The following is a 21,830-nucleotide window of genomic DNA, read 5'->3' as shown; positions in this document are numbered from 1 at the left end:
GAAGGCCCGTGACCGCCGGGTGGCGGTCACGGGCCTTCGGGGGTGCGGTGGGCGCTACATGCCGACTTCCTTCATCAGCATGCCGACCTCCGTGTTGGTCAGGCGGCGCAGCCAGCCCGACTTCTGGTCACCGAGGGAGATCGGACCGAAGGCGGTGCGGACCAGCTTCTCGACCGGGAAGCCCGCCTCGGCGAGCATCCGGCGCACGATGTGCTTGCGGCCCTCGTGCAGGGTGACCTCGACCAGGTAGTTCTTGCCGGTCTGCTCGACGACCCGGAAGTGGTCGGCGCGGGCGTAGCCGTCCTCCAGCTGGATGCCGTCCTTCAGGCGCCGGCCGACCTCGCGCGGCAGCGGGCCCGTGATGGCGGCCAGGTAGGTCTTCTTCACGCCGTACTTCGGGTGCGTGAGGCGGTGGGCCAGCTCACCGTGGTTGGTGAGCAGGATGATGCCCTCGGTCTCGGTGTCGAGCCGGCCGACGTGGAAGAGACGGGTCTCGCGGTTGGTGACGTAGTCGCCGAGGCACTGGCGGCCGTCCGGGTCCTCCATGGTGGAGACGACGCCGGCCGGCTTGTTCAGCGCGAAGAAGAGGTGCGACTGGGTGGCGACGGTGAGGCCGTCCACCTTGATCTCGTCCTTCTCCGGGTCGACCCGCATGCCCTGCTCGATCACGACCTGGCCGTTGACCTCGACCCGGCCCATGTCGATCAGCTCTTCACAGGCGCGGCGCGATCCCATGCCGGCCCGCGCGAGCACCTTCTGCAGCCGCTCGCCCTCCTGCTCGGCGCCGGGGAAGGTCTTGGGGGTCTTCACCTGGGGCTTGTCGGCGTACCGCTCCCGGTTGCGCTCCTCGGCGCGGGCGTCGTACTCGCGCGAGCGGGCCGGCGCCGTACGGCCGCCGCCGCGCTGCGGGGACTGCCGGGGGCCGCCCTTGGCGCCACCGCGGGCGGCGGAGCCGCGACCGCGCTTGGGGCCGTCGGAGGGGCCGCCGACCTCGTAGCTGCGCTCCTCGGGGCGCGGCTTGCGCGGCTTGCCGCCGCCCTGCCGGTCGTCGCGGCCGTTGCCGGCGCCGCGGTAGTTGCCGCGACCCCCGCCGCCGCCACCACCGCTGCTGCCGCCGCGGCCGCCGCTGTTGCCACCACGGCTCCCGCCGTTGTTTCCGCTGCTGTTCCTGCCGCTGCTGCTTCGCATCAAATGTCCGTCTTGTCGTCTGCGTCCTCGGAACCCGGTGCCTCTGGCGCGTCCGGGTCGAACGACGGCACTCCTTCCAGCGTCTCCGCCTCGATCGCGTCCGCCTCGGGGAGGAAGGGCGCGAGCTCGGGGAGTTCGTCCAGGCCGCGCAGGCCCATCCGCTCCAGGAAGTAGTTCGTCGTCCTGTACAGGATCGCACCTGTTTCGGGTTCCGCGCCCGCCTCCTCCACGAGACCGCGCTGCAGCAGGGTCCGCATGACCCCGTCACAGTTCACTCCGCGCACGGCCGAGACCCGGGAACGGCTGACCGGCTGGCGGTACGCGACGACCGCCAGGGTCTCCAGCGCCGCCTGGGTGAGCCGGGCCTGCTGGCCGTCGAGGACGAAGCGCTCGACGGCCGCGGCGTGCTCCGGGCGGGTGTAGAACCGCCAGCCGCCCGCGACGAGCCGCAGCTCGAAGCCGCGGCCCTGCACGGTGTACTCGTCGGCGAGCTCGCGCAGCGCGTCGCCGACCTCGCGCCGGGTGCGCTCCAGGACCTTGGCGAGGTGCTCCTCGGTCGCGGGCTCGTCGACGACCATGAGGACGGCTTCGAGGGCGGGCTTGAGGTCGCTCATGCCGGGTCCTTCGTGACGGGTGCGGGCTGGTCGAACTCGTCGGTGACGCGGGTCTCGCCGTCCCCGCCGGTCCAGGTGACGGTCAGGTCCCCGAGGGCGTCCTCCTGGTCGAGGGCGACGGCCTTCTCCCGGTACAGCTCCAGCAGGGCGAGGAACCGGGCGACGACGGTCAGGGTGTCCTCGGCGCTCGCGGCGAGCTCCCGGAAGCTCACGGTGCCGCGCTCCCGGAGGAGGGCGACGACGATCCCGGCCTGCTCGCGGACGCTGACGAGCGGGGCATGGATGTGGTCGACGTACACCTGCGGCTTGGCGCGCGGCTGCATGGCCTTGACGGCCAGCTTCGCGAAGCCCTCCGCCCCGATGCTGATCACGACCTCGGGCAGCAGCTCGGCGTGGTGCGGTTCGAGGCCGACGGTGCGGGGGAAGCGCCGCCCTTCGGCCTCCCAGCGCTCGTGGAAGATCTCGGCGATCCGCTTGTACGCGCGATACTGAAGCAGTCGCGCGAAGAGCAGGTCCCGCGCCTCCAGGAGGGCCAGGTCGGCCTCGTCCTCCACTTCGGCAGCGGGCAGCAGCCGGGCCGCCTTGAGGTCGAGCAGGGTGGCGGCGACGACGAGGAACTCGGTGGTCTGGTCGAGGTCCCAGTCGGGTCCCATGGCACGGATGTGCGCCATGAACTCGTCGGTGACCTGCGAGAGGGCGACCTCGGTGACGTCGAGCCGGTGCTTCGAGATCAGCTGCAGCAGCAGGTCGAAGGGCCCTTCGAAGTTCGCCAGCCGCACGGTGAAGCGCCCGTCGTCGACGGGGGTGCCGTCGGGGGCGGGGACCGTGGCGGGCCGGCCGGACGGCGCGTCCGGCGGGGTGGCGCCGTACCGGGCCCCGTGGACGCCCTCCGGCCGCGCCTCGGCGTTCTCGGCCGCCACGGGGCCGTCCGGGGCCGTGACGGGGGCGGAGAGGCCGTCGGGGCCCTCGGCGGGCGCCACGGCCGGCAGACCGGCAGGGACGGCCTCCAGGGCCGCGGTGGGCGCTTCCTCGGGGGCGTCCGGCGGCCCGTCGGGCTCTTCGGCCGGGGTCCGCGGCGGCACGGTCGCGGGTGCGGCCTCCGGGGCGTCCTCACGGACGTCCGGCGCCGCCGAGGCGCCGTCGGGCCGGTCCTCGCCTTCCGCCGCCGTGGTCCCGGGGCCCACCGGGGACGCGCCGGGTCCGCGCCCGAGGACGCGACGGCGGGAGGGGCGGGACGTTTCGGCGGGCGGCGGGGGCATCGGGGTCCAGGGAGGAGCGGGAGAGCGGCAGGCCCGCAGGCTACCCTCAGCGGCCCCGCAGCCGTCGTACGAGGATGCTCGCGTCGCCCCGGGACTCCAGGTCCGCCAGGACCACCGCCACCGCCTCGCGGACGATGCGGCCGCGGTCCACGGCGAGGCCGTGTTCCCCCCGGAGCACCAGACGCGCGTGCTCCAGGTCCATCAGTTCCTCGGCGGAGACGTAGACCGTGATCTTCTCGTCGTGCCGCTCACGGCCGCTCGGCCGCCGGTTCGGCGACCTGCCCCGCCGCCGCGCCTGTGCCGGCGTGGCGGCGGCCGGTGCGGCGGGCTCCGCCGTCCGGGCCCGCGGTTCCGCCGGCGGCTCCGACTCCGCCGCCGCGTGCTCCGCGGACGCCGAGCCCTCCGCCGCCTCCGTGTCGCTCTCGCCCGCGGGGGCCGGCACCCGGGCCTCGCCCCGCCGCGGCGACGACGCCTGCAGCGCCATCCCCCCGGTCGTACGGAAGAGTTCGTCGGCGCCGGGCAGACTCACTCGGCGTGACACCGGGCGAGCACCTCCCTGGCGAGCTGGCGGTAGGCGGCGGCGCCCACGGAGTTGGAGGCGTACGTCGTGATGGGCTCACCGGCGACCGTGGTCTCCGGGAAGCGCACGGTCCGGCCGATCACCGTGTGGTAGACGTGGTCGTCGAATGCCTCGACGACGCGCGCCAGCACCTCACGGCTGTGCACGGTCCGGGAGTCGTACATCGTGGCGAGGATGCCGTCGAGCTCCAGGTCGGGGTTGAGCCGCTCCTGGACCTTCTCGATCGTCTCGGTCAGCAGGGCCACACCGCGCAGCGCGAAGAACTCGCACTCCAGCGGGACGATGACCTTGTGAGCCGCCGTCAGGGCGTTCACGGTCAGCAGTCCGAGCGAGGGCTGACAGTCGATCACGATGTAGTCGTAGTCGTTCATCAGCGGCTTCAGGGCGCGCTGGAGCGTCGACTCGCGCGCGACCTCGCTGACCAACTGCACCTCGGCGGCCGAGAGGTCGATGTTGCTCGGCAGCAGGTCCATGTTGGGCACGGCGGTCTTGAGCAGCACCTCGTCCGCCGACATGCCCCGCTCCATGAGCAGGTTGTAGACGGTGAGGTCGAGCTCCATCGGGTTCACACCGAGACCGACCGACAGGGCTCCCTGCGGGTCGAAGTCGACGAGCAGCACCCGCCGCCCGTACTCCGCGAGCGCGGCACCCAGGTTGATGGTCGACGTGGTCTTGCCGACGCCGCCCTTCTGGTTGCACATCGCGATGATCTTCGCGGGTCCGTGATCGGTCAGCGGGCCCGGGATCGGGAAGTACGGCAGGGGCCGTCCGGTGGGGCCGATCCGCTCGCGGCGCTGCCGGGCAGCGTCGGGTGCGAGGGTGGCCGCGTACTCCGGGTCGGGCTCGTACTCGGCGTCGGGGTCGTAGAAGTGCCCCTCGGGCATCTCGTCGTAGGCGGCGAAGTGGGTGGACTCTCGGCCACTCTCGTTGCCGGCCGTGGCGTTCACGTGTAGGCCGTCCATCATCTTCATCGTGTGGGCTGTCGTCATGGGCTGATTGGCCGCGTTGGTCGCGAAGGTTCGGACAGCGACGGAGCCGACAGGGATTCCTGGCTGTCCACCCCCGGGAGTAAATGTCGACTCATTCACAAGTCGTCTTACCTCCTTGGATGTGACCAGGAACATTTATCGATAGGTCAGCGTGGCACCATGCCGACGGTTGGCGACTCTATGGCGTGTCACCGGTCCGCAGCAACACAATCCGCCGGACCCGGCACGATGTGTCGGCAACCGAACACCCCTCTGTCAAGGGTGCGCAGCCACGCATCCGCACGTTTCAGGGGTGTGCGAAACGGTTAAAGGGTTACGTTCGAGGCGAGTTGAACAAGGCACGCGAAGTGGCCGGATACACATCCGGCCGGACCTTGCTCGACAAGGTCCGGCCGGATGCGTGAGGTTGACGGCGCGCATTGACGGCGCGCCCGCGGGGGTCAGCCCAGGAGGGTGCTCAGCTCGACGTGCTCGAGACCGTGCGCCTCGGCGACCTCCTTGTAAACCACCTTGCCGTCATGGGTGTTGAGACCCAGGGCCAGGGAGGCGTCGCGGCGCAGCGCCTCGGCCCAGCCGTTGTTCGCCAGCGACACGATGTAGGGCAGCGTGGCGTTGGTGAGCGCGTAGGTGGAGGTGTTCGGCACCGCGCCCGGCATGTTGGCGACGCAGTAGAAGACCGAGTTGTGGACCTGGAAGGTCGGCTCGGCGTGGGTGGTCGGGTGGGAGTCCTCGAAGCAGCCGCCCTGGTCGATGGCAATGTCGACAAGGACACTTCCGGGCTTCATCTTGGCGACGAGCTCGTTGGTGACCAGCTTCGGGGCCTTCGCGCCCGGGATGAGGACGGCGCCGATGACGAGGTCGGCCTCGACGACGGCCTTCTCCAGCTCGAAGGCGTTGGAGACGACCGTCTTCACCTTCGTGCCGAAGATCTTGTCGGCCTCGCGGAGCTTGTTGATGTCGCGGTCGAGCAGCGTCACGTGGAAGCCCATGCCGACGGCGATCTGGGTGGCGTTCCAGCCGGAGACGCCGCCGCCGATGACGACGGCCTCGCCGGCGTGGGTGCCGGGGACGCCGCCGGGCAGCACGCCGCGGCCGCCGACCGAGCGCATCAGGTGGTAGGCGCCGACCTGCGGGGCCAGGCGGCCCGCGACCTCGGACATCGGGGCGAGCAGCGGGAGCGCGCGGTTCGCGGTCTCGACCGTCTCGTACGCGATGGCGGTGGTGCCGGACTCGAGGAGGGCGTCCGTGCACTCGCGGGAGGCGGCGAGGTGCAGGTACGTGAAGAGGGTCTGGTCCTTGCGGAGGCGGTGGTACTCCTCGGCGATGGGCTCCTTGACCTTGAGCAGAAGGTCGGCGATGGCCCAGACCTCGTCGGCGGTGGGCAGGATCTGCGCACCGGCGGAGACGTACTCCTCGTCCGTGATCGAGGAGCCGAGACCGGCGTTCTGCTCGACGAAGACCTGGTGGCCGTGGCGGACGAGCTCGTGGACACCGGCGGGGGTGATGGCCACGCGGAACTCGTTGTTCTTGACCTCGCGGGGGATGCCGACCTTCATCGTCGATCACGGTCCTTGAATCAGGGGGAAACTGGGGGCAAAGCGATACATACCCGGATGCACGACGGCGCACCGGGGCAGACCGCGTTCGATTGCGGCTCAACCAGTCTAATGAAGGAGTTCCCACTGTCTAGCCTTGCAAAGCATTAATCTTCGACAGAAGCACTGCGGATTTCGCAGGCGGAGGCGTCGGTTCCCAGGAGTCTTTCCGCAGCCGAGCGGTGCAGCCGGGCCGCCGCGGGGTCGCCGAGCCGGTCGAGGGTGTCGGCCAGCCTGAGCTGCAGCGCCGCCTGGAGGCGCGTGTCCTTCGCGCGCCGCGCCCACTCGACCGCCTCCTCGCACGTCCGCAGGGACTCCTGGGGCCGTCCGGCGTACTCCTGCACCCGCGCGGCCTCGCTCAACGCCCGTGCGTAGCCGGGCAGATCGGCCTGGCGGCGGTAGCCGGCGGCGGCGGCCCGCCAGTTCCGCAGCGCCTCCCCGTACCGGCCGGCGTAGGTGTGCACCGCGCCGAGCCGTGCGTAGAGCCGGGCCTGGTCGGCCCGCTCGTCGCGGGCGAGGCGCTGGGCGAGGGCGCGGCCGTACCAGTCGCCGGCCCGCTGCCAGTCCCCCAGCTCCTGGTAGGAACCGCCTACGGATTCCATCGCCCGGCCGACCGCGTACGGGTCGTTCGCCGCGCGTCCGGCGTCGAGCGCGGTCCGGTAGCGGGCCAGGGCCTCCCGGGTCCGGCCGCTGCCGGCGTCCAGGTCGGCGAGGTTCAGCAGGGCGGCGGCCCGCTCCCGGTGCAGCCCGCGCCGCTCGGCCACGTCCAGGACGAGCCGGTGCAGGCCGTACAGCTCGGGCGCCGCGGCCTGCGCGCCGCGGTGCGCGGTGAGCGCCCTGACCAGGGCGGCGATCAGCCGGCGGGCCAGGGTGTCGAGCTCGCCGTCGGCGACGGCGAGCCGGGCGGAGGCGAGCAGCACGGGCAGGCGGCTGTCGAGCCATTCGGCGGCGGCCGGAGCGGTCGGGAAGCGCAGCGCGCGGGGCAGCCCGGCGAGCTTGCGCTGCGCGGGCGCCCCGTCGGGCTCGGTCACCGCACGGCAGGACTGGAGGAGCCGCACGGTCCGCTCCAGCATCCGGGCCCGGGCGAGCTGGACCTCGGCGGGGCGGTCGCGCTCCTCCAGTTCGGTCCGCAGCAGGGGGACGAGGTGTCCGGGCACCTCGTACTGGCCGCCGTCCGCCTCCGTCAGGAGGTTCAGGGCGACGAAGCCCTCGAGCGTGGTGGCCGCCGCGGAGACCGAGCAGCCGGCCAGCGCGGAGGTCGTGTGGGCGTCGACGCGGCCGAGCGGGGCGAGCGCGAGATGGCGCAGGGTCCGGGCGGCCGGCGCGGCGAGGGAGTCGTGGACCAGCCGGAACGCCCTGGTCAGCGGGTCGCCGGAGAGGGCGCGCAGCCGCTTGGCGAGGTCGGCGACCGAGGCCTTGGGGCGGGCGGCGAGCCAGGCGCCGGCGAGGACGACGGCCGCGGGCTGGCCACCGCACTCCTCGGCGAGGGTCTCGGCGGCCTGCGGGTCGACCGTGACGCGGACCGAGCCGGTGAAGGTGGTGAGCAGTTCGATGGCGGACTTCGGGTCGATGCCGCCGAGGGTGCATGGACGGACGTCGGGGATCCCGGTGAGGGGGCCGCGGGCGACGGCGAGGACCAGGGCGTCGGGGTTGTCCGGGATCAGCGGATCGACCTGCGCGGCGTCGACGGCGTCGTCGAGGAGGAGGACGGTGCGGCGGTCGGCCAGGGCGGCGCGGACCAGTTCGGTCAGTTCGTCCTCGCCGGCGCCCGGGGGTTCCTCGACGCCGAGGTCCCGGAGGAGCGCCTGGGCGACCCGGGCGGTGGGGACGGGGGTACCGCCGGGCTCGGTGAGCCGGCCGCGGTACACCCCGTCGGGGTACTGCCCGGCGAGTCCGGCCACGAGCTCCTCGGCGAGCGCCGTCCGGCCCGATCCGGGGCGCCCGGCGATGAGCAGGACGCGGGCGCGGGGTGCCTTGCGGCCGGCGAGGGTGTCGAGACCGGTCCGTTCGATGTCGGCGCGCAGGGCCTTCAGTTCCCTCTGCCGGCCGAAGAACTGCCGTACTCCGCCCGCTGCCACCGCCTGATCCGTCACGGGCCACGCTCCCGTCCACCTGCGCACGAGCCGATCCCGCGGGGGGCTCCGCACGGGTGATCCCGAGCGTAGTTCAGGGCGCGGGCACGACCCGGCGGAGCACGGCGGACGGTTCCCTCGATCGGATCAACAGATCGTCATACTGCAACCCGCACGGGTGTCCTACGACACGAACGGGCGCGCCGGCCAGGGCGAGTCGGCGGGACGCAGCGCGTCGACGCCGTCTCCGGTCCGCGCGGCCATCAGCGAAAGCACACCCACCACCAGGCAGTTGTTGTGCACGTCCCCGGCGAGCACCCGGCGCACCAGTTCGGTGAGCGGAACGCGCGCCAGTTCCATGTCGGCCTCCTCCTCGGAGACCTCGAAGCGCTCGCCCTCCGCCTCGGAGAGATCGCGCGCCAGGAAGATCCGTACCGCCTCGTCGCAGCCGCCGGGCGTCGTGTAGACGTCCGTGAGGACCTTCCAGTCCGCGGCCTTGACGTGCGCCTCCTCGTACAGCTCGCGCTCCGCGGCGTGCAGCGGGTTCTCGCCCGGGACGTCGAGGAGCCCGGCCGGGATCTCCCAGAGCTTCTGCCGCACCGGGTGCCGGTACTGCTTGAGCAGCAGCACCCGGTCCTCGTCGTCCAGGGCGACGATCGCCACCGAGCCCGGGTGGACCTGGTAGTCGCGGCGCGCGACCGTGCCGTCCGGCATGACGACGTCGTCCGTGCGCACGCTCGTCTTGTTCCCCTGGAAAGGGGTCGTCGTCGCGACGACCTGCCACTCCTCGGGGGTGTCCCTCAGCTCCATCTGCGTCCTCCCACGACACACGTCCGCACACACGAAAACCGGGGTACCGGTCCCGGCAGGACCCGTACCCCGGCAACGTTAACTCCTGTGACTACTTGCCCGTCTTGCGCTCGACGGCGGCCTTGACCAGGCCCGCGAACAGCGGGTGCGGACGCGTCGGACGCGAGCGCAGCTCCGGGTGGGCCTGGGTGGCGACCAGGTAGGGGTGCACCTCGCGCGGGTACTCGACGTACTCGACGAGCTTGTTGTCCGGGGACGTGCCCGAGAAGACGAGGCCCGCCTTCTTCTCCAGCTCCGCGCGGTAGGCGTTGTTCACCTCGTAGCGGTGACGGTGGCGCTCCTCGACGTACGGCTGGTCGTCGTAGACCTCGCGGACGATCGAGCCCTCGGCGAGCTTCGCCGGGTACAGGCCCAGGCGCATCGTTCCGCCCAGGTCGCCGGCGCCCTCGACGTACGCGAGCTGCTCCTCCATGGTCGAGATGACCGGGTGGGCGGTCGCGGCGTCGAACTCGGTGGAGTTGGCGTCGGGGATGTCGGCCAGGTTCCGGGCGGCCTCGATCACGATGCACTGGAGGCCCAGGCAGATGCCGAGCAGCGGCACCTTGTTCTCACGGGCGTACTGGATCGCGCCGATCTTGCCGTTGACACCGCGGTCGCCGAAGCCGCCGGGGATCAGGATCGCGTCGACGTCGCCGAGCTGCTTCTTCGCGCCCGCGGCGGTCTTGCACTCGTCGGAGGTGACCCACTTCACCTTGACCCGCGCCTTGTTGGCGAAGCCGCCGGCGCGCATGGCCTCGGTGATCGACAGGTAGGCGTCGGGCAGGTCGATGTACTTGCCGACGAGCGCGACGGTGACCTCGTGCTCCGGGTTGTGGACGCGGTCCAGCAGGTCGTCCCAGGTGGACCAGTCCACGTCGCGGAACGGCAGGTCGAGCTTGCGCACGACGTAGGCGTCCAGGCCCTCGGTGTGCAGCACCTTCGGGATGTCGTAGATCGACTTGGCGTCGATCGCGGCGACGACGGCGGCCTCGTCCACGTCGCACATCAGCGAGATCTTGCGCTTGATGGCGGTGGGGACCTCGCGGTCGGCGCGCAGCACGATCGCGTCGGGCTGGATGCCGATGTTGCGCAGGGCCGCGACCGAGTGCTGGGTCGGCTTGGTCTTCAGCTCGCCGGAGGGGCCGATGTACGGCAGCAGCGAGATGTGGACGACGAAGACGTTGTCGCGGCCGACCTCGTGGCGGACCTGCCGGACGGTCTCCAGGAACGGCAGCGACTCGATGTCGCCGACCGTGCCGCCGACCTCGGTGATGACCACGTCGACGTCCTCGGTCGCCATGCGGCGGATCCGGGACTTGATCTCGTTGGTGATGTGCGGGATGACCTGCACGGTGTCGCCGAGGTACTCGCCGCGCCGCTCCTTGGCGATCACCTGCGAGTAGACCTGGCCGGTGGTGACGTTGGCCGAGCCGTCGAGGTCGACGTCGAGGAAGCGCTCGTAGTGGCCGATGTCCAGGTCCGTCTCGGCGCCGTCGTTCGTGACGAAGACCTCACCGTGCTGGAACGGGTTCATCGTGCCGGGGTCGACGTTCAGGTACGGGTCGAGCTTCTGCATCGTGACCCGCAGGCCCCGCGCCTTGAGGAGCGCACCCAGGCTGGAGGCGGTCAGGCCCTTGCCGAGGGAGGAGGCGACACCCCCGGTGACGAAGATGTGCTTGGTCGTCGTGGTTTTGGGCGGCATCGCCAAGAGGGGGCTCCCGTGGTCGCGTTCTGGAGGTGCGTTCCGGCGTGCCCTCCGGGAGAATCGGGGGGTGCCGTCGCTGCGGTTTCGGGGGTCTCGGCTCTCGCCGTTTCCCACCGGTCCACGGGGTACCAGGGTATCAGCGACATCGGGAGACCGCTTCCGGCCACACGGGGCAGTCGGGTGCACACGGACGGCGACACGCCCTCCGGCGCACGCGCCACGCCGCGGGAATCGCGGCGTCAAGCCCTCCTCGCCCGAAAGGAGTACCCGCGTTACACAGGCGACACTGCAGCCCCAGGGGGTGCGTCGTATCCTGCTCGGACACTCGCTGCCGATCGTCAACGATCAGTTGACCGCTGACTTGTAGTAAGCGCCCCGCGGGGCGGACGTGGCCGTTCGACTGGAGATTGCACGTGGCCGGGCGCATCGAGGATTACGCACTCATCGGAGACATGCAGACCGCAGCGCTGGTCTGCCGGGACGGCAGTGTCGACTGGCTCTGCCTGCCACGCTTCGACTCGCATGCCGTCTTCGCGGGACTCCTCGGTACCGAGGAACACGGGTTCTGGCGGGTCGGCCCGGCGGGCCCCGACGGCTCCACCCCGCCGCCGGCCGACCGGCGGCGCTACCGCGGCGACTCGCTCGTACTGGAGTCCGAATGGGACACCCCGCAGGGCACGGTCCGGGTCACCGACTTCATGCCGCCGCGTGACGGCGCGCCGCAGCTGATCCGGATCGTGGAAGGCGTGTCGGGCCGGGTCCATATGCGCTCCGCGCTGCGGATGCGCTTCAGCTACGGCCGGGTCGTGCCCTGGGTCCACAAGGTCGGGGACCGCACCGTCGCCGTCGCGGGACCGGACTCGGTATGGCTGGACACCGACGCCGAGACCCACGGCGAGGACCTGACGACGTACTCGGACTTCACCGTCTCGCCGGGCGACCGGATCACCTTCACGATCAGCTGGCAGCCTTCGCACCGGGAGCCGCCCGCCCTGCCGGACCCGGAGGGCTCGCTGGAGGCGACCGAGGACTTCTGGCGGGAGTGGGTCGAGCACTGCACGTACCACGGCCCCTACCGCGAGGCCGTCGTCCGCTCGCTGATCACGCTGAAGGCCCTGACGTACGCGCCCACCGGCGGCATCGTCGCCGCGCCGACCACCTCCCTGCCGGAGGAGATCGGCGGCGTACGGAACTGGGACTACCGCTACACCTGGCTCCGTGACGCGGCGATCACCCTCTCCTCGATGCTGCGCACCGGCTACCGCGAGGAGGCCCGTGCCTGGCGGGACTGGCTGCTGCGCGCGGTCGCCGGCGACCCGGAGAACCTGCAGATCATGTACGGCATCGCGGGCGAGCGCGAGCTCGGCGAGGCGGAGCTGGACTGGCTGCCCGGGTACGAGAACTCCGGCCCGGTCCGGGTCGGCAACGGCGCGGCCAACCAGCTCCAGCTCGACGTGTACGGCGAGGTCACCGAGGCCCTGCACCTGGCCCACATGACGGGCCTGTCGCGCAACGACTACGCCTCGCTGCTCCAGCTCAAGCTGATCAAGTACCTGGAGACGCACTGGGACCAGCCCGACGAGGGCATCTGGGAGGTGCGCGGCCCGCGCCGCCACTTCGTGCACTCCAAGGTGATGGCCTGGGTGGCGGTGGACCGCACCATCAAGCTGATCGAGTCCGGGGACGCGGACGGCCCGCTGGAGCGCTGGCGGGAGCTGCGCGACGACATCCACCGCGACGTCTGCGAGAAGGGCTACGACAAGGAGCGGAACACCTTCACCCAGTCCTACGGCTCGAAGGAACTGGACGCCTCGCTGCTGCTGATCCCGCAGATGGGCTTCCTGCCGCCGGACGACAAGCGGGTCATCGGCACGATCGAGGCGATCCAGCGGGAGCTGTCCACCGAGGACGGCTTCGTGCTGCGCTACCCGACGGCCGGCGAGGAGGCCGGGGTCGACGGGCTGGAGGGCGACGAGGGCGCCTTCCTCGCGTGCTCCTTCTGGCTCGCCGACGACCTGGCGATGATCGGGCGGGTGGACGAGGCGCGCCGGCTGTTCGAGCGGCTCCTGTCGCTCCGCAACGACCTCGGCCTGCTCGCGGAGGAGTGGGACCCGCGGCTCCAGCGGCAGGTGGGCAACTTCCCGCAGGCCTTCAGCCACGTGCCGCTGATCGACACGGCGCTGCGGCTGACGGCGAGCGGGGCGTACGGAGGCTGAGGGGCGGGGGACCGGCCACCGACCTACGATGAAGGTGTCCTGTCCCCCCAGCGAAAGGGGGGCATCCCATGGCTCCCCACACCACCGTCCCCGACAGCGCCCTCGCCGGACTCCGCGAGGATCTGGCAGGAGACGTGTTCGTACCGGGCGATCCCGGATACGACGAGGCCCGGATCGTCTTCAACGGGATGATCGACCGGCGGCCCGCCGTGATCGCCCAGTGCGAGACCCAGGACGACGTCTCCAACGCGGTCCTCTTCGGCCGCGAGGCCGGGCTCCCCATCGCCGTGCGCGGCGGCGGGCACAGCGTCGCCGGCCTGGCGCTCAACGACGGCGGTCTCGTGGTCGACCTGCGCCGGATGCACACGGTCGTCGCCGATCCGGAGAACATGACCGTACGGCTCGGCGGCGGCTCCACGATGAGCCACCTGGACCGGGCGTGCCAGCCGTTCCACGTCGCGGTGACCGGCGGGCGGGCGTCCACGACCGGCGTCGGCGGGTTCACGCTGGGCGGCGGATCGGGCTGGCTGGAGCGGAAGTTCGGGCTCGCCTGCGACAACCTGCTGGGCGCGGAGCTGATCACGGCCGAGGGCAAGCACGTGCACGCCGACGCGGAGCGAAACTCCGAGCTGTACTGGGCGCTGCACGGCGGTGGCGGCAACTTCGGGGTGGTGACCTCGCTGACCCTCCGGGTGCACCCGCTGCCGGAGTTCAGCATCGTCCTGCTGTTCTTCGACCGCGACGCCGGGCCCGAGGTGGTCCGCGCCTACCGTGACCTGCTCGCCGACGCGCCGGACGAGGCCGGCGGCGGCGCCATCTACCTCACCGCGCCACCCGAGCCCTTCATGCCGGAGGAGCTGGTGGGCGGTCTGGTCGCCGGGGCGCTGGTGACCTGGGCGGGGCCGGTGTCCGAGGCCCGTGCCTTCGCCGCGCCGCTGTTCGCACTGGGGCCGCTGGCGGAGGTCGTCATGGACGTCCCGTACGCCGACTTCCAGTGCATGCTCGACGACCCGCCGGGCATGCGGAACTACTGGTCCGCCGAGTACCTGGCCGGCCTGCCCGACGAGGCCGTGGCGGCCTTCTGCGCCCGTTCCGACGACATGATCGTGCCCTCGGGAACCCAGCACGTGCTGTTCCCGATGGGCGGGCAGGTCGCCCGGGGCCCGGCGGACTACCCCGTGCCGTGGCGCGACGCGCCCTGGGCCGTTCATCCCTTCGGGGTGTGGGAGGACCCGGCGGACGACGAGCGCGCGGTCCGCTGGGTCCGCGACGTGCGGGCCGACGCGAGGCCCTGGTCGACCGGGGCCGTGTACCTGAACTTCATCGGATCCGAGGGCGAGCAGCGGGTCGTCTCCGGCTTCGGCGCCGAGAACTACCGGCGGCTCGCGGCGGTGAAGGCCGAGTACGACCCGGAGAACGTGTTCCGCTTCAACCACAACATCGCGCCGGCCGGCTGAGCTTCACCGCAGCGCGTCGATCACCTCCCGGGCCGCCCGCTCGCCCTCCGTGGCGCCGCCTTCCATGAAGCCCTGGAAGTCGTAGCTGCAGTGTTCGCCGCCGATGTGGATCCGGCCCTGGGCGGTTCCCTCGTACCCCGCGTACCGGTGCAGGTAGCCGACCGGCCAGCAGGAGTACGCGCCGAGCGCGTACGGATCGTGGTGCCAGGCGGAGAGCTGCGCGCGGCCCGTGTACGCCTTCGACGTGCCGGGGAAGAAGGCGTCGACGCCCTGGAGACGGCGGGTCACGAGGCTGCGCACGTACGGGTCGGACTCGGTGGAGAACGGCGCGGCGGGGGTGAGCGACCGGGCGAGGGCGCCGCCGCCGTACTGGAGCAGGATGCCGCCGGTACCGCCCTGGATCTTGGTGGTGTCCCAGGTCTGCTGGACCTCGGTGTCGGTGAAGCAGTCGCCCGCCGAGACGCCGGGCCAGGGGCCGGCGCCACGCCAGGGGCGGGTGGCGAACTGCATGTTGAGCTTGGTGCAGTAGCCCATCCGCGCGTCCCGCAGGAGGTTCCGCATGAGCGGGTCGAACCCGGCCCGGGTGAGGTCGAGGCGCTGGAGGACCGGCAGGGGCAGGCACAGGATCGTGTGGTCGGCCGTGACGGTCCGGGTGGCGCCGGCTTCGGTGAAGGTCAGCGTCTGGGTGCCGTCCGTCTCGGCCCGTACGGCGGTCAGGGACCATCCCTGGCGCAGGGTGCCGGGGGCGAGCGCCCCGGCGACGGCGTTCGGGAGCCGGTCGTTGCCGCCGACGACGTGGTACCGCTCGTCGGACAGGCCCCAGACGTTGAAGTGGCCGGGATTGGTCTGATAGCCCATCAGCAGGACCAGGGCGAGCGAGGACTGCTCGGTGGTGTCGGCGCCGTACTCGACGTTGTAGGCCACGTCGATGAATCGACCCAGTGGCGAGTCGTGACCGCCGGGGACCCGGGACTCGATCCACGTGTGTATCGACATGTCGTCGAGGGCGGTGCCGGCGGGCGTCGTCCGGTTCCACCGGACCTCCCCCGCTTCGGACAGGTCGCGTCGCAGGGCCTGGTGGACGGCCTTGAAGTCCTCGTCGGCCCGGGCCCGGGGGTAGTACGCGCCGTCGAACCAGAGGACCTCCTCGGCTCCGTTGGGGCCGCCGCCGAGGAAGTCCTCCACGGGCAGGTCGAAGCGGCGGCAGAGCTCCAGGATCTTCTTGTGGCCGGTGTCGATCAGTTCGCCCCCGATCTCCGAGGTCTGCCCGTACGCCCAGTGGGTGCGCTGGGTCCACATCCGGCCGCCGACGCGCGCGGGGTTGGCCTCGTAGAGCACCGGGCGCAGACCGGCGTCCTGGAGGGTGAGGGCGGCGGTGAGGCCGGAGATCCCGGCGCCGACGACCGCGATCCGGGCCGTGTCCCCGGCTCCGGGCGCGGGGGTGGCGGCCCGTGCGGGCGCGGGCCGGGACGCTGCCGCGGCCGTGCCGGCGGCGATGCCCGCCGCGGCGGCGTACTTCAGCAGGGAGCGGCGGCCGAGCGGGTCGGACCGCATGTCGCGGAGTTCGGCGACGGGGAGACCGAGCCGTCGGGCGTCGGCGTGTTCGGCGGCGAGGCGGTTCAGGAGGTGCATCGGATTCGTGCGTGCCATGGGGCGCTCCTGGGGAGGTGGGGTCAGCTCTGGGGTACGGGCGCGGGCGCGGGACTGTCGTCGTCGGTGCGCTCGGCCGCGTCCTCCAGGACGATCCGGCCGATGATCTCGTAGCGCTCGGGGCGCCGGTGCTTGAGGTGGAGGCCGAGGGCGAGGCCCCCGAAGAAGACCGCCCCGACGATCCACGGGATCGCCTCGAAGAAGAGCGAGTCGGCGGCCAGACCCGCCGCGGTCTCCATGTTCATGATCAGCAGGACGACGACGGCGATCATCCCGATGCCGCCGAGCAGCGGGGCGGTGAGGGTCCTGAACCAGTGCCGGTCCTCGGGGTGGTTCCTGCGGAAGTACCCGATGACCGCGAAGGAGCACAGCGTCTGGACGATGAGGATGGCCATCGTGCCGAGGATCGCGAGCAGGGTGTAGAGGTGGATGTAGGGGTCCTGGCCGGTGAGCCAGAAGGCGCCGACCAGGACGACGGCGATGGCGCTCTGGACGTAGGAGGCGACGTACGGGGAGCCGTGCCGTGCGTGGGTGCGGCCGAGGGCCGGGTGCAGGAAGCCCTCGCGGCCGATGGCGTAGAGGTAGCGCGAGGCGCACTGGTGGAAGGCCATGCCGCAGGCGAACGAGCCGGTGAGCAGCAGCCACTGGAAGGCGTCGACGGCCCAGGCGCCGATGAAGGACCGCGTGGGGGCGAGGAAGAGGTCGAGGGGCGAGCTGGAGGAGGAGAGTTCCACCGAGCCGGTGAGGCCGTTTCCGGCGATCGTCATCCAGGATACGTAGATGTAGAAGAGGCCGACGCCGACGACGGAGACGAGGGTGGCGCGCGGGATGACCCGCTTGGGGTCGCGGGACTCCTCGCCGTACATCGCGGTCGACTCGAAGCCCACCCACGACCAGAAGGCGAAGAAGAGGCCGAGGCCGGCGGAGGCGCCGGTGAACGCGTTCCTCGGGTCGACGGGCTCGAAGGGGATGCCGTCCGGTCCGCCGCCGGCGATCAGGACGGCGGTGGCGACGGCGAAGAGCACCGCGATCTCGGCGACGAGCATCACGCCGAGCGCCTTGGCCGTGAGGTTGATGTCGAAGTGCGCCAGGACGCCCGTGACCGCGAGCATCGCCGCCGCGTAGACGATCCACGGCAGGTCCACGCCGAGCTGGTCGGCGACCGTGGTCCGGGTGAAGTAGGCGAACACACCGACGATCGAGGCCTCGAAGACCACGTACGCGAGGACCGCGAGCATGCCGGAGGCCATGCCCGCGATCCGGCCGAGGCCGTGCGAGATGTAGCCGTAGAAGGCTCCGGCGGCGGTGATCCGCTTCGCCATGGCGACGTAGCCGACCGAGAAGACGGTCAGGACGACCGTCGCGAAGAGGTAGCCGGCGGGCGCGCCGGTGCCGTTGCCGAAGCCGACGGCGATGGGGAGGTTGCCGGTCATCGCCGTGATCGGGGCGGCGGTCGCGACGGCCATGAACACGACGCCGACGAGGCCGACCGAGTTCGCCTTGAGCCGCTGCACCGCTGGGGTGGGGTTCTCTGCCATGGCGGGAGAGCATCCTCCCGGGTGATGTACGCCACAATCGACAAGCGGTCGCGCAAATGCCGTTCAGGGGCGACGAGTTGTCGCCCCGATGGCCCAACCGTCCGGCCCTGTGACCGCCGGGTGATGTTGCCGCGACACCGGCGGAGGTAGCGTCCGGGCCCATGGACAATCAGGGCGGGATCACCGTGCAGCGGGCGCTGGAGCTGCCCGGACTCCGCAGCGGGCTCCCGGAGGTCGTCGTGGGTGCCGACCGGCTGCACCGGCGGGTGCGCTGGGTGCACGCGGGCGAGGTGCCGAACATCGCGTCGCTGCTCAAGGGCGGTGAACTGCTGCTGACGACCGGACTGGGTCTGGGCACCCGCCCGGCGGAGCAGCGCGCGTTCGTCCGCCGGCTCGCGGACCGGGGAATCGCCGCGCTGGTGGTGGAGCTGGGACCGCGCTTCTCGCGGCTGCCCTCGGCGATCGTGGAGGCGGCACGGTCCGCGAACCTGCCGCTCGTGCAGCTGCACCGCGAGGTGCCCTTCGTCACCGTCACCGAGGAGATCCACACCGAGATCGTCAACGGGCACTACGCGCTGCTGCGGCAGGCGGAGGAGGTGCACCGGCAGTGCACGGAGGCGCTGCTCGGCGGTGGCGGCGTGCCGCAGGTGCTGCGGATCCTGGCCGACTTCACGGCCAATCCGGTCTTCCTGGAGACCCCGGACGGTCAGCTGCTCTACGCGGCGGGCGCCGAGTCCGCCCCGGCGGACCCCCTGCAGGTGTGGGACGGGCTGCGCGGTCAGCGGGCGGCACGCGAGTCCGGGCCGCCGGCCGGCGCGGTGCTCGTCGACGTGCCGGGCGGCGGTCCGGGTACGGGTTCGGTCCGTGCCCGCCTGGTGCTGCTGGCGGTCTCCGCTCCCCTGTCCCCCGTCCACCGCATGGCGGCCGAGCGGGCGGCGGGCATCCTGGCGGTCGTGCTCATGCAGGCGCGGCAGGAGGAGGAGCTGGCGGCCCGGGGCCGGGGCGACTTCCTGACGGATCTCGCGGAGGGCCGGATCACCCCGGAGGACGCGCCCGCCCAGGCCCGGGTCCTCGGCTTCAAGCCGGGGGACGGTCCGCTGCTCCCGGTGGTGATGCGGCTGGCGTCGGAGCTGTCCCCGTCGGGGAACTGGGCTCTCCTCGCCCGCGCGGTCCTGGAGGAGCTGTCCTCGGTCGGCGTGCCGGTCCTGCTGGGCGTGCGCCCGGTGGAGGGCCGGGTGCCGCTGCTGCTCGGCCTGCGGTCGGAGTCCGAGCGCGCGGCGGTGGCCGACCGGGTGGCGGCGGCGCTCAGGGCGGGTGTCGAGCGGGCGGGCCTGGGCGCCCCCGCGGGAGGGGGTCCGGGACGGGCCGGGGCGCAGCCCCCGGTCGTCGTGGTCGGCGTCGCGGGCGGCTGGGCGGCCGCGTCGGCCTCGCTGCGGCACGCCGGGGAGACCGCGACCGCGGCGCAGGGGCTGACGGACCGGCCCTGGTACGACGCGCGGCGGCTGGACATCGACCTGCTGCTGTGGCGGCTGCGGGACCACCCGGACCTGGCGGCCTTCGTGGACCGCGCGATCGGTCCGCTGCGGGACCACGACCGCACCTCGCGCCCGCCGCTGCTGCCCACCCTGGAGACCTATCTGGCGCACGCGGGACGGAAGGCGGAGACCGCCCGGGAGCTCCACCTCAACCGCCAGACGCTCTACAACCGCCTGGCCCGCATCTCCGAGCTGCTGGGCACGGACCTGGACGACCCGCAGACGGTCCTGGCCCTCTCCCTGGCCCTGCGGGCGCGGCGGCACACGACGTGACGGGACGGGCGCCGGGGGGCGCCGGGGGCGGGGCGGGCGCGGGGCGGGCGCCTGGGGTGGCTCGGACGGGGGGCGGGACGCGGACGGGTGGCGTGACGCGGACGGGTGGCGGGCACGGCCCGCCGCCGCCTACCGGCCCGTGAGCTCGTCGTACACGCTCAGGACGTGGGCGATCGTCTCGTCCTCCGTGGGCCACGTGCCCGCCTGGACCCGCCCCGCCGCCGCCAGGTCCATCCGGCGGTCCACGTCCTGCAGCAGGCGGCGCACCGCCTCCGCGAGCGCCCGCGCGTCGCCCCACGGGACCAGCTCCGCCGCGTCACCGACCAGTTCGGGCACACCGCCCACCGCCGTCGCGACCAGGGGGACGCCCAGCCGGAGCGCCTCCTGCGCCAGCAGGGACCGGGCCTCCCAGCGCGACGGAAGCACCGCGACGTCCGCCGCCGCCAGCAGCTCCGCCACGTCGTCGCGGCGGCCGATCAGCCGGACCGCGAGCCCTTCGACCTCGATCCGCCGCTGCAGCAGGGCCCGTTCACGTCCCTCGCCCGCGATGACCAGCAGCGGCTGCGGGTCGAGGTCCCGCCACTCCCGCGCCGCGTCCAGCAGCATCCCGTACCCCCGCTCGGGCACCAGCGCGCCGACCGCCATCAGCAACGGGCGGTCCACCGAGCCCAGTTCCGCCCGCGCCTTGCCGTCGTGCAGGCAGACCGGCGCGTGGGAGGCGGGCACGGTCACCGGTGCGAGCCGGGCGTCGCGCGCCCCGCGCCGGCGTGCCCGGTCCACCAGCTCCGAAGAGGTGCCGAGCACGACGGCGGCCGTCCGCGCCGTCCTGCGTTCGAGCAGCCGCAGCAGCCCGCCGCGCGCGCCGTCCACGTGGTTGCGGGTGTGCCAGGTCGTCACGAGCGACGGCGTCCGCGCCCCGGACAGCGCCAGCGTCGCCCGGACCGAGGCGTGCAGCCCGTGCGCGTGCACGACGTCCGCGCCGACGCACGCGTTGCGCAGCACGGCGACCGTCGCGGGGTCGTTGCGGCGCGGCACCGGCACGAAGTGCGCGCCGGCGCCGATGAAGTCGTAGGCGCGGTCGAGTTCGACCGGGGCGCACACGGTCACGCGTACGCCCCTCGCCACGAGCCCCGCGGCAAGTGATCGGACGTGAGCGCTGCTGCCCGCGCTGCCGCCGCCCAGCACTTGGACCGTACGGAGCTGTGTCACACGCCCAAGGATGCCAGCCCGCACGCACGTTCCGGCACCGAAGTCGCCTCGTTCCCGTCCGTCGCGTCCCAACTCCCCCGCCGGTATCACTCACACGGGTGAGCGCACCAGCTCGCTGATCCGGTCCCCGCACGCCGCGGCGGCGACCAGCCCGGCCGCGTGGACGGCCAGTCCGAAACGTCCGTTCCCGGCCGCGATCGCACCGCCGACGGCCGCGCCCAGGGCGTGCGCGCCGGTGTCGCCCAGCATGGTGCGCTCGCCGAGGTCGTCCCCGAGCACGGCGAGCGCTGCGCCCACCGGGGCGGCGGCGAGCGTGCCCCGCAGCAGCCCCGGTGCCGCGATCCCGAGCACGGCGAGCGAGGCCCGCCCGGGCGCCACGTCCACGAGGTTGACGAGATGGGCCGTCCCCGCGATCACGACGCCCGCCAGGAGCCGGTCGACCGGCCGCTCCTTCAGCAGCGCCCCGGCGGCCAGCCCGGCGGCACCGATCCCGACCAGCTTCACGGCCCCGCTGGTCACCTCGCGATCCCGCAGCGCCCCGAGGTGCGCCCGGAATCCGCGCCGCCCGTCACCGGCGCCCACCACGTCGTCGTAGGCCCCGCAGGCGCCGGCTGCCAGCACGGCGAAGGCGACCGGCCCGTTCCCCGCCCCGAGCGCCCCCGCCGCCACGCCGAGGGCGGCCGCGGGCCCGGCGTACAGGTCGACGCTCCGCCCCGCGTGATTGGTCCGCCGCAGCCGCTCGTCCGGACGCCGCCGGCGCAGTCCGGCGTACACGGCGCGGGTCACCCCGGCCGCCACACCGAACGACACGGCCGTCCCGGCCAGTCTCCCGATCATGCGGGCCAGCCTAGGGCGTGTTGCGAAAGTACCGGCGTCCGCCCGAAGGGCGGGCCTCGCGGCGTCTGGTGCGTGCGATCGCAAGGCGGAGGGTCGCCCTCGTACTGGGCGTACTCGGACGATCCCGACAACGCAGCGAGCGTGCGTGCCAGGCGTCGCGAGGCAGGCGGGACTTTCGCGACACGCCCAAGGGCCGGCCCGTCATCCCCGGCGGGCGCACGAGAAAGCCCGGGACAGCCCTGAGAGGCCGTCTCGGCCGGCGCC

General features: G+C 72.7%; 16 protein-coding genes. 3 read left to right on the top strand and 13 right to left on the bottom strand.

Features of this window, described 5'->3' with window-relative positions:
• Positions 1-54: 54 nt before the first annotated feature.
• From ACE1OA_RS27325 to ACE1OA_RS27285, 9 genes are all read right to left on the bottom strand, one after another.
• Positions 55-1,188, bottom strand: coding sequence for a pseudouridine synthase (locus ACE1OA_RS27325; protein WP_356609776.1), 1,134 nt, complete (start codon positions 1,186-1,188; stop codon positions 55-57).
• Positions 1,188-1,802 (bottom strand): SMC-Scp complex subunit ScpB, encoded by a 615-nt coding sequence (gene scpB, locus ACE1OA_RS27320; protein WP_147977349.1) that lies wholly within the window; start codon positions 1,800-1,802, stop codon positions 1,188-1,190. Before scpB ends, ACE1OA_RS27325 begins: the two co-directional genes overlap by 1 nt.
• Complete coding sequence (locus ACE1OA_RS27315) at positions 1,799-3,061, bottom strand: segregation/condensation protein A (protein WP_432753524.1); 1,263 nt, start codon at positions 3,059-3,061, stop codon at positions 1,799-1,801. The genes scpB and ACE1OA_RS27315 overlap by 4 nt, the downstream gene beginning before the upstream one ends.
• A 46-nt stretch (positions 3,062-3,107) precedes the next feature.
• Complete coding sequence (locus tag ACE1OA_RS27310; RefSeq protein WP_356609771.1) at positions 3,108-3,602, bottom strand: hypothetical protein; 495 nt, start codon at positions 3,600-3,602, stop codon at positions 3,108-3,110.
• Positions 3,587-4,630: a ParA family protein gene (locus ACE1OA_RS27305; protein WP_261992073.1), complete on the bottom strand. Its 1,044-nt coding sequence runs from the start codon at positions 4,628-4,630 to the stop codon at positions 3,587-3,589. Before ACE1OA_RS27305 ends, ACE1OA_RS27310 begins: the two co-directional genes overlap by 16 nt.
• A 440-nt stretch (positions 4,631-5,070) precedes the next feature.
• Positions 5,071-6,186, bottom strand: a complete 1,116-nt coding sequence (gene ald / locus ACE1OA_RS27300; RefSeq protein ID WP_356609769.1) for an alanine dehydrogenase — start codon at positions 6,184-6,186, stop codon at positions 5,071-5,073.
• 146 nt (positions 6,187-6,332) lie between these two features.
• Entirely contained in the window at positions 6,333-8,318 is a 1,986-nt protein-coding gene (locus ACE1OA_RS27295; protein ID WP_432753523.1) for a tetratricopeptide repeat protein, read from the bottom strand.
• A 162-nt stretch (positions 8,319-8,480) separates the two neighbouring features.
• Entirely contained in the window at positions 8,481-9,107 is a 627-nt protein-coding gene (locus ACE1OA_RS27290) for an NUDIX hydrolase (RefSeq protein ID WP_356609765.1), read from the bottom strand.
• A 91-nt stretch (positions 9,108-9,198) separates the two neighbouring features.
• Positions 9,199-10,848: a CTP synthase gene (locus ACE1OA_RS27285; protein WP_356609763.1), complete on the bottom strand. Its 1,650-nt coding sequence runs from the start codon at positions 10,846-10,848 to the stop codon at positions 9,199-9,201.
• A 416-nt stretch (positions 10,849-11,264) separates the two neighbouring features.
• Between ACE1OA_RS27285 and ACE1OA_RS27280 the strand changes: the two genes are divergently transcribed.
• Both ACE1OA_RS27280 and ACE1OA_RS27275 read left to right on the top strand, forming a co-directional pair.
• Positions 11,265-13,067, top strand: coding sequence for a glycoside hydrolase family 15 protein (locus ACE1OA_RS27280; protein ID WP_384870342.1), 1,803 nt, complete (start codon positions 11,265-11,267; stop codon positions 13,065-13,067).
• Between the two features lie 68 nt (positions 13,068-13,135).
• The gene (locus tag ACE1OA_RS27275; protein ID WP_432753522.1) at positions 13,136-14,524 is read left to right on the top strand and encodes an FAD-binding protein; all 1,389 of its coding nucleotides are present in this window, start codon (positions 13,136-13,138) and stop codon (positions 14,522-14,524) included.
• Between the two features lie 3 nt (positions 14,525-14,527).
• Here the strand turns inward: ACE1OA_RS27275 and ACE1OA_RS27270 are convergent, their stop codons facing one another.
• Together ACE1OA_RS27270 and ACE1OA_RS27265 are read right to left on the bottom strand one after the other, a co-directional pair.
• Positions 14,528-16,174, bottom strand: coding sequence for a flavin monoamine oxidase family protein (locus ACE1OA_RS27270; RefSeq protein ID WP_384870344.1), 1,647 nt, complete (start codon positions 16,172-16,174; stop codon positions 14,528-14,530).
• Between the two features lie 23 nt (positions 16,175-16,197).
• Positions 16,198-17,712, bottom strand: coding sequence for an APC family permease (locus ACE1OA_RS27265; RefSeq protein WP_432753521.1), 1,515 nt, complete (start codon positions 17,710-17,712; stop codon positions 16,198-16,200).
• Positions 17,713-17,873: 161 nt separating this feature from the next.
• On the opposite strand from ACE1OA_RS27265, the gene ACE1OA_RS27260 reads away from it, so the two are divergent.
• Positions 17,874-19,520 carry a PucR family transcriptional regulator gene (locus ACE1OA_RS27260; protein ID WP_356780243.1) on the top strand — a complete coding sequence of 549 codons (1,647 nt, stop codon included), beginning with the start codon at positions 17,874-17,876 and terminating at the stop codon, positions 19,518-19,520.
• A gap of 129 nt (positions 19,521-19,649) precedes the next feature.
• On the opposite strand, the gene ACE1OA_RS27255 is transcribed toward ACE1OA_RS27260, so the two are convergent.
• Positions 19,650-20,729 carry a glycosyltransferase family 4 protein gene (locus ACE1OA_RS27255; protein WP_356609751.1) on the bottom strand — a complete coding sequence of 360 codons (1,080 nt, stop codon included), beginning with the start codon at positions 20,727-20,729 and terminating at the stop codon, positions 19,650-19,652.
• Between the two features lie 90 nt (positions 20,730-20,819).
• Positions 20,820-21,566, bottom strand: coding sequence for a hypothetical protein (locus ACE1OA_RS27250; protein WP_384870350.1), 747 nt, complete (start codon positions 21,564-21,566; stop codon positions 20,820-20,822).
• Between the last annotated feature and the right edge of the window lie 264 nt (positions 21,567-21,830).

Source organism: Streptomyces sp. JL2001, assembly GCF_050917515.1.
GTDB lineage: Bacteria > Actinomycetota > Actinomycetes > Streptomycetales > Streptomycetaceae > Streptomyces.
Note: the sequence above shows the minus strand (reverse complement) of the source record. Positions and strands in the feature narration are given on the sequence as shown.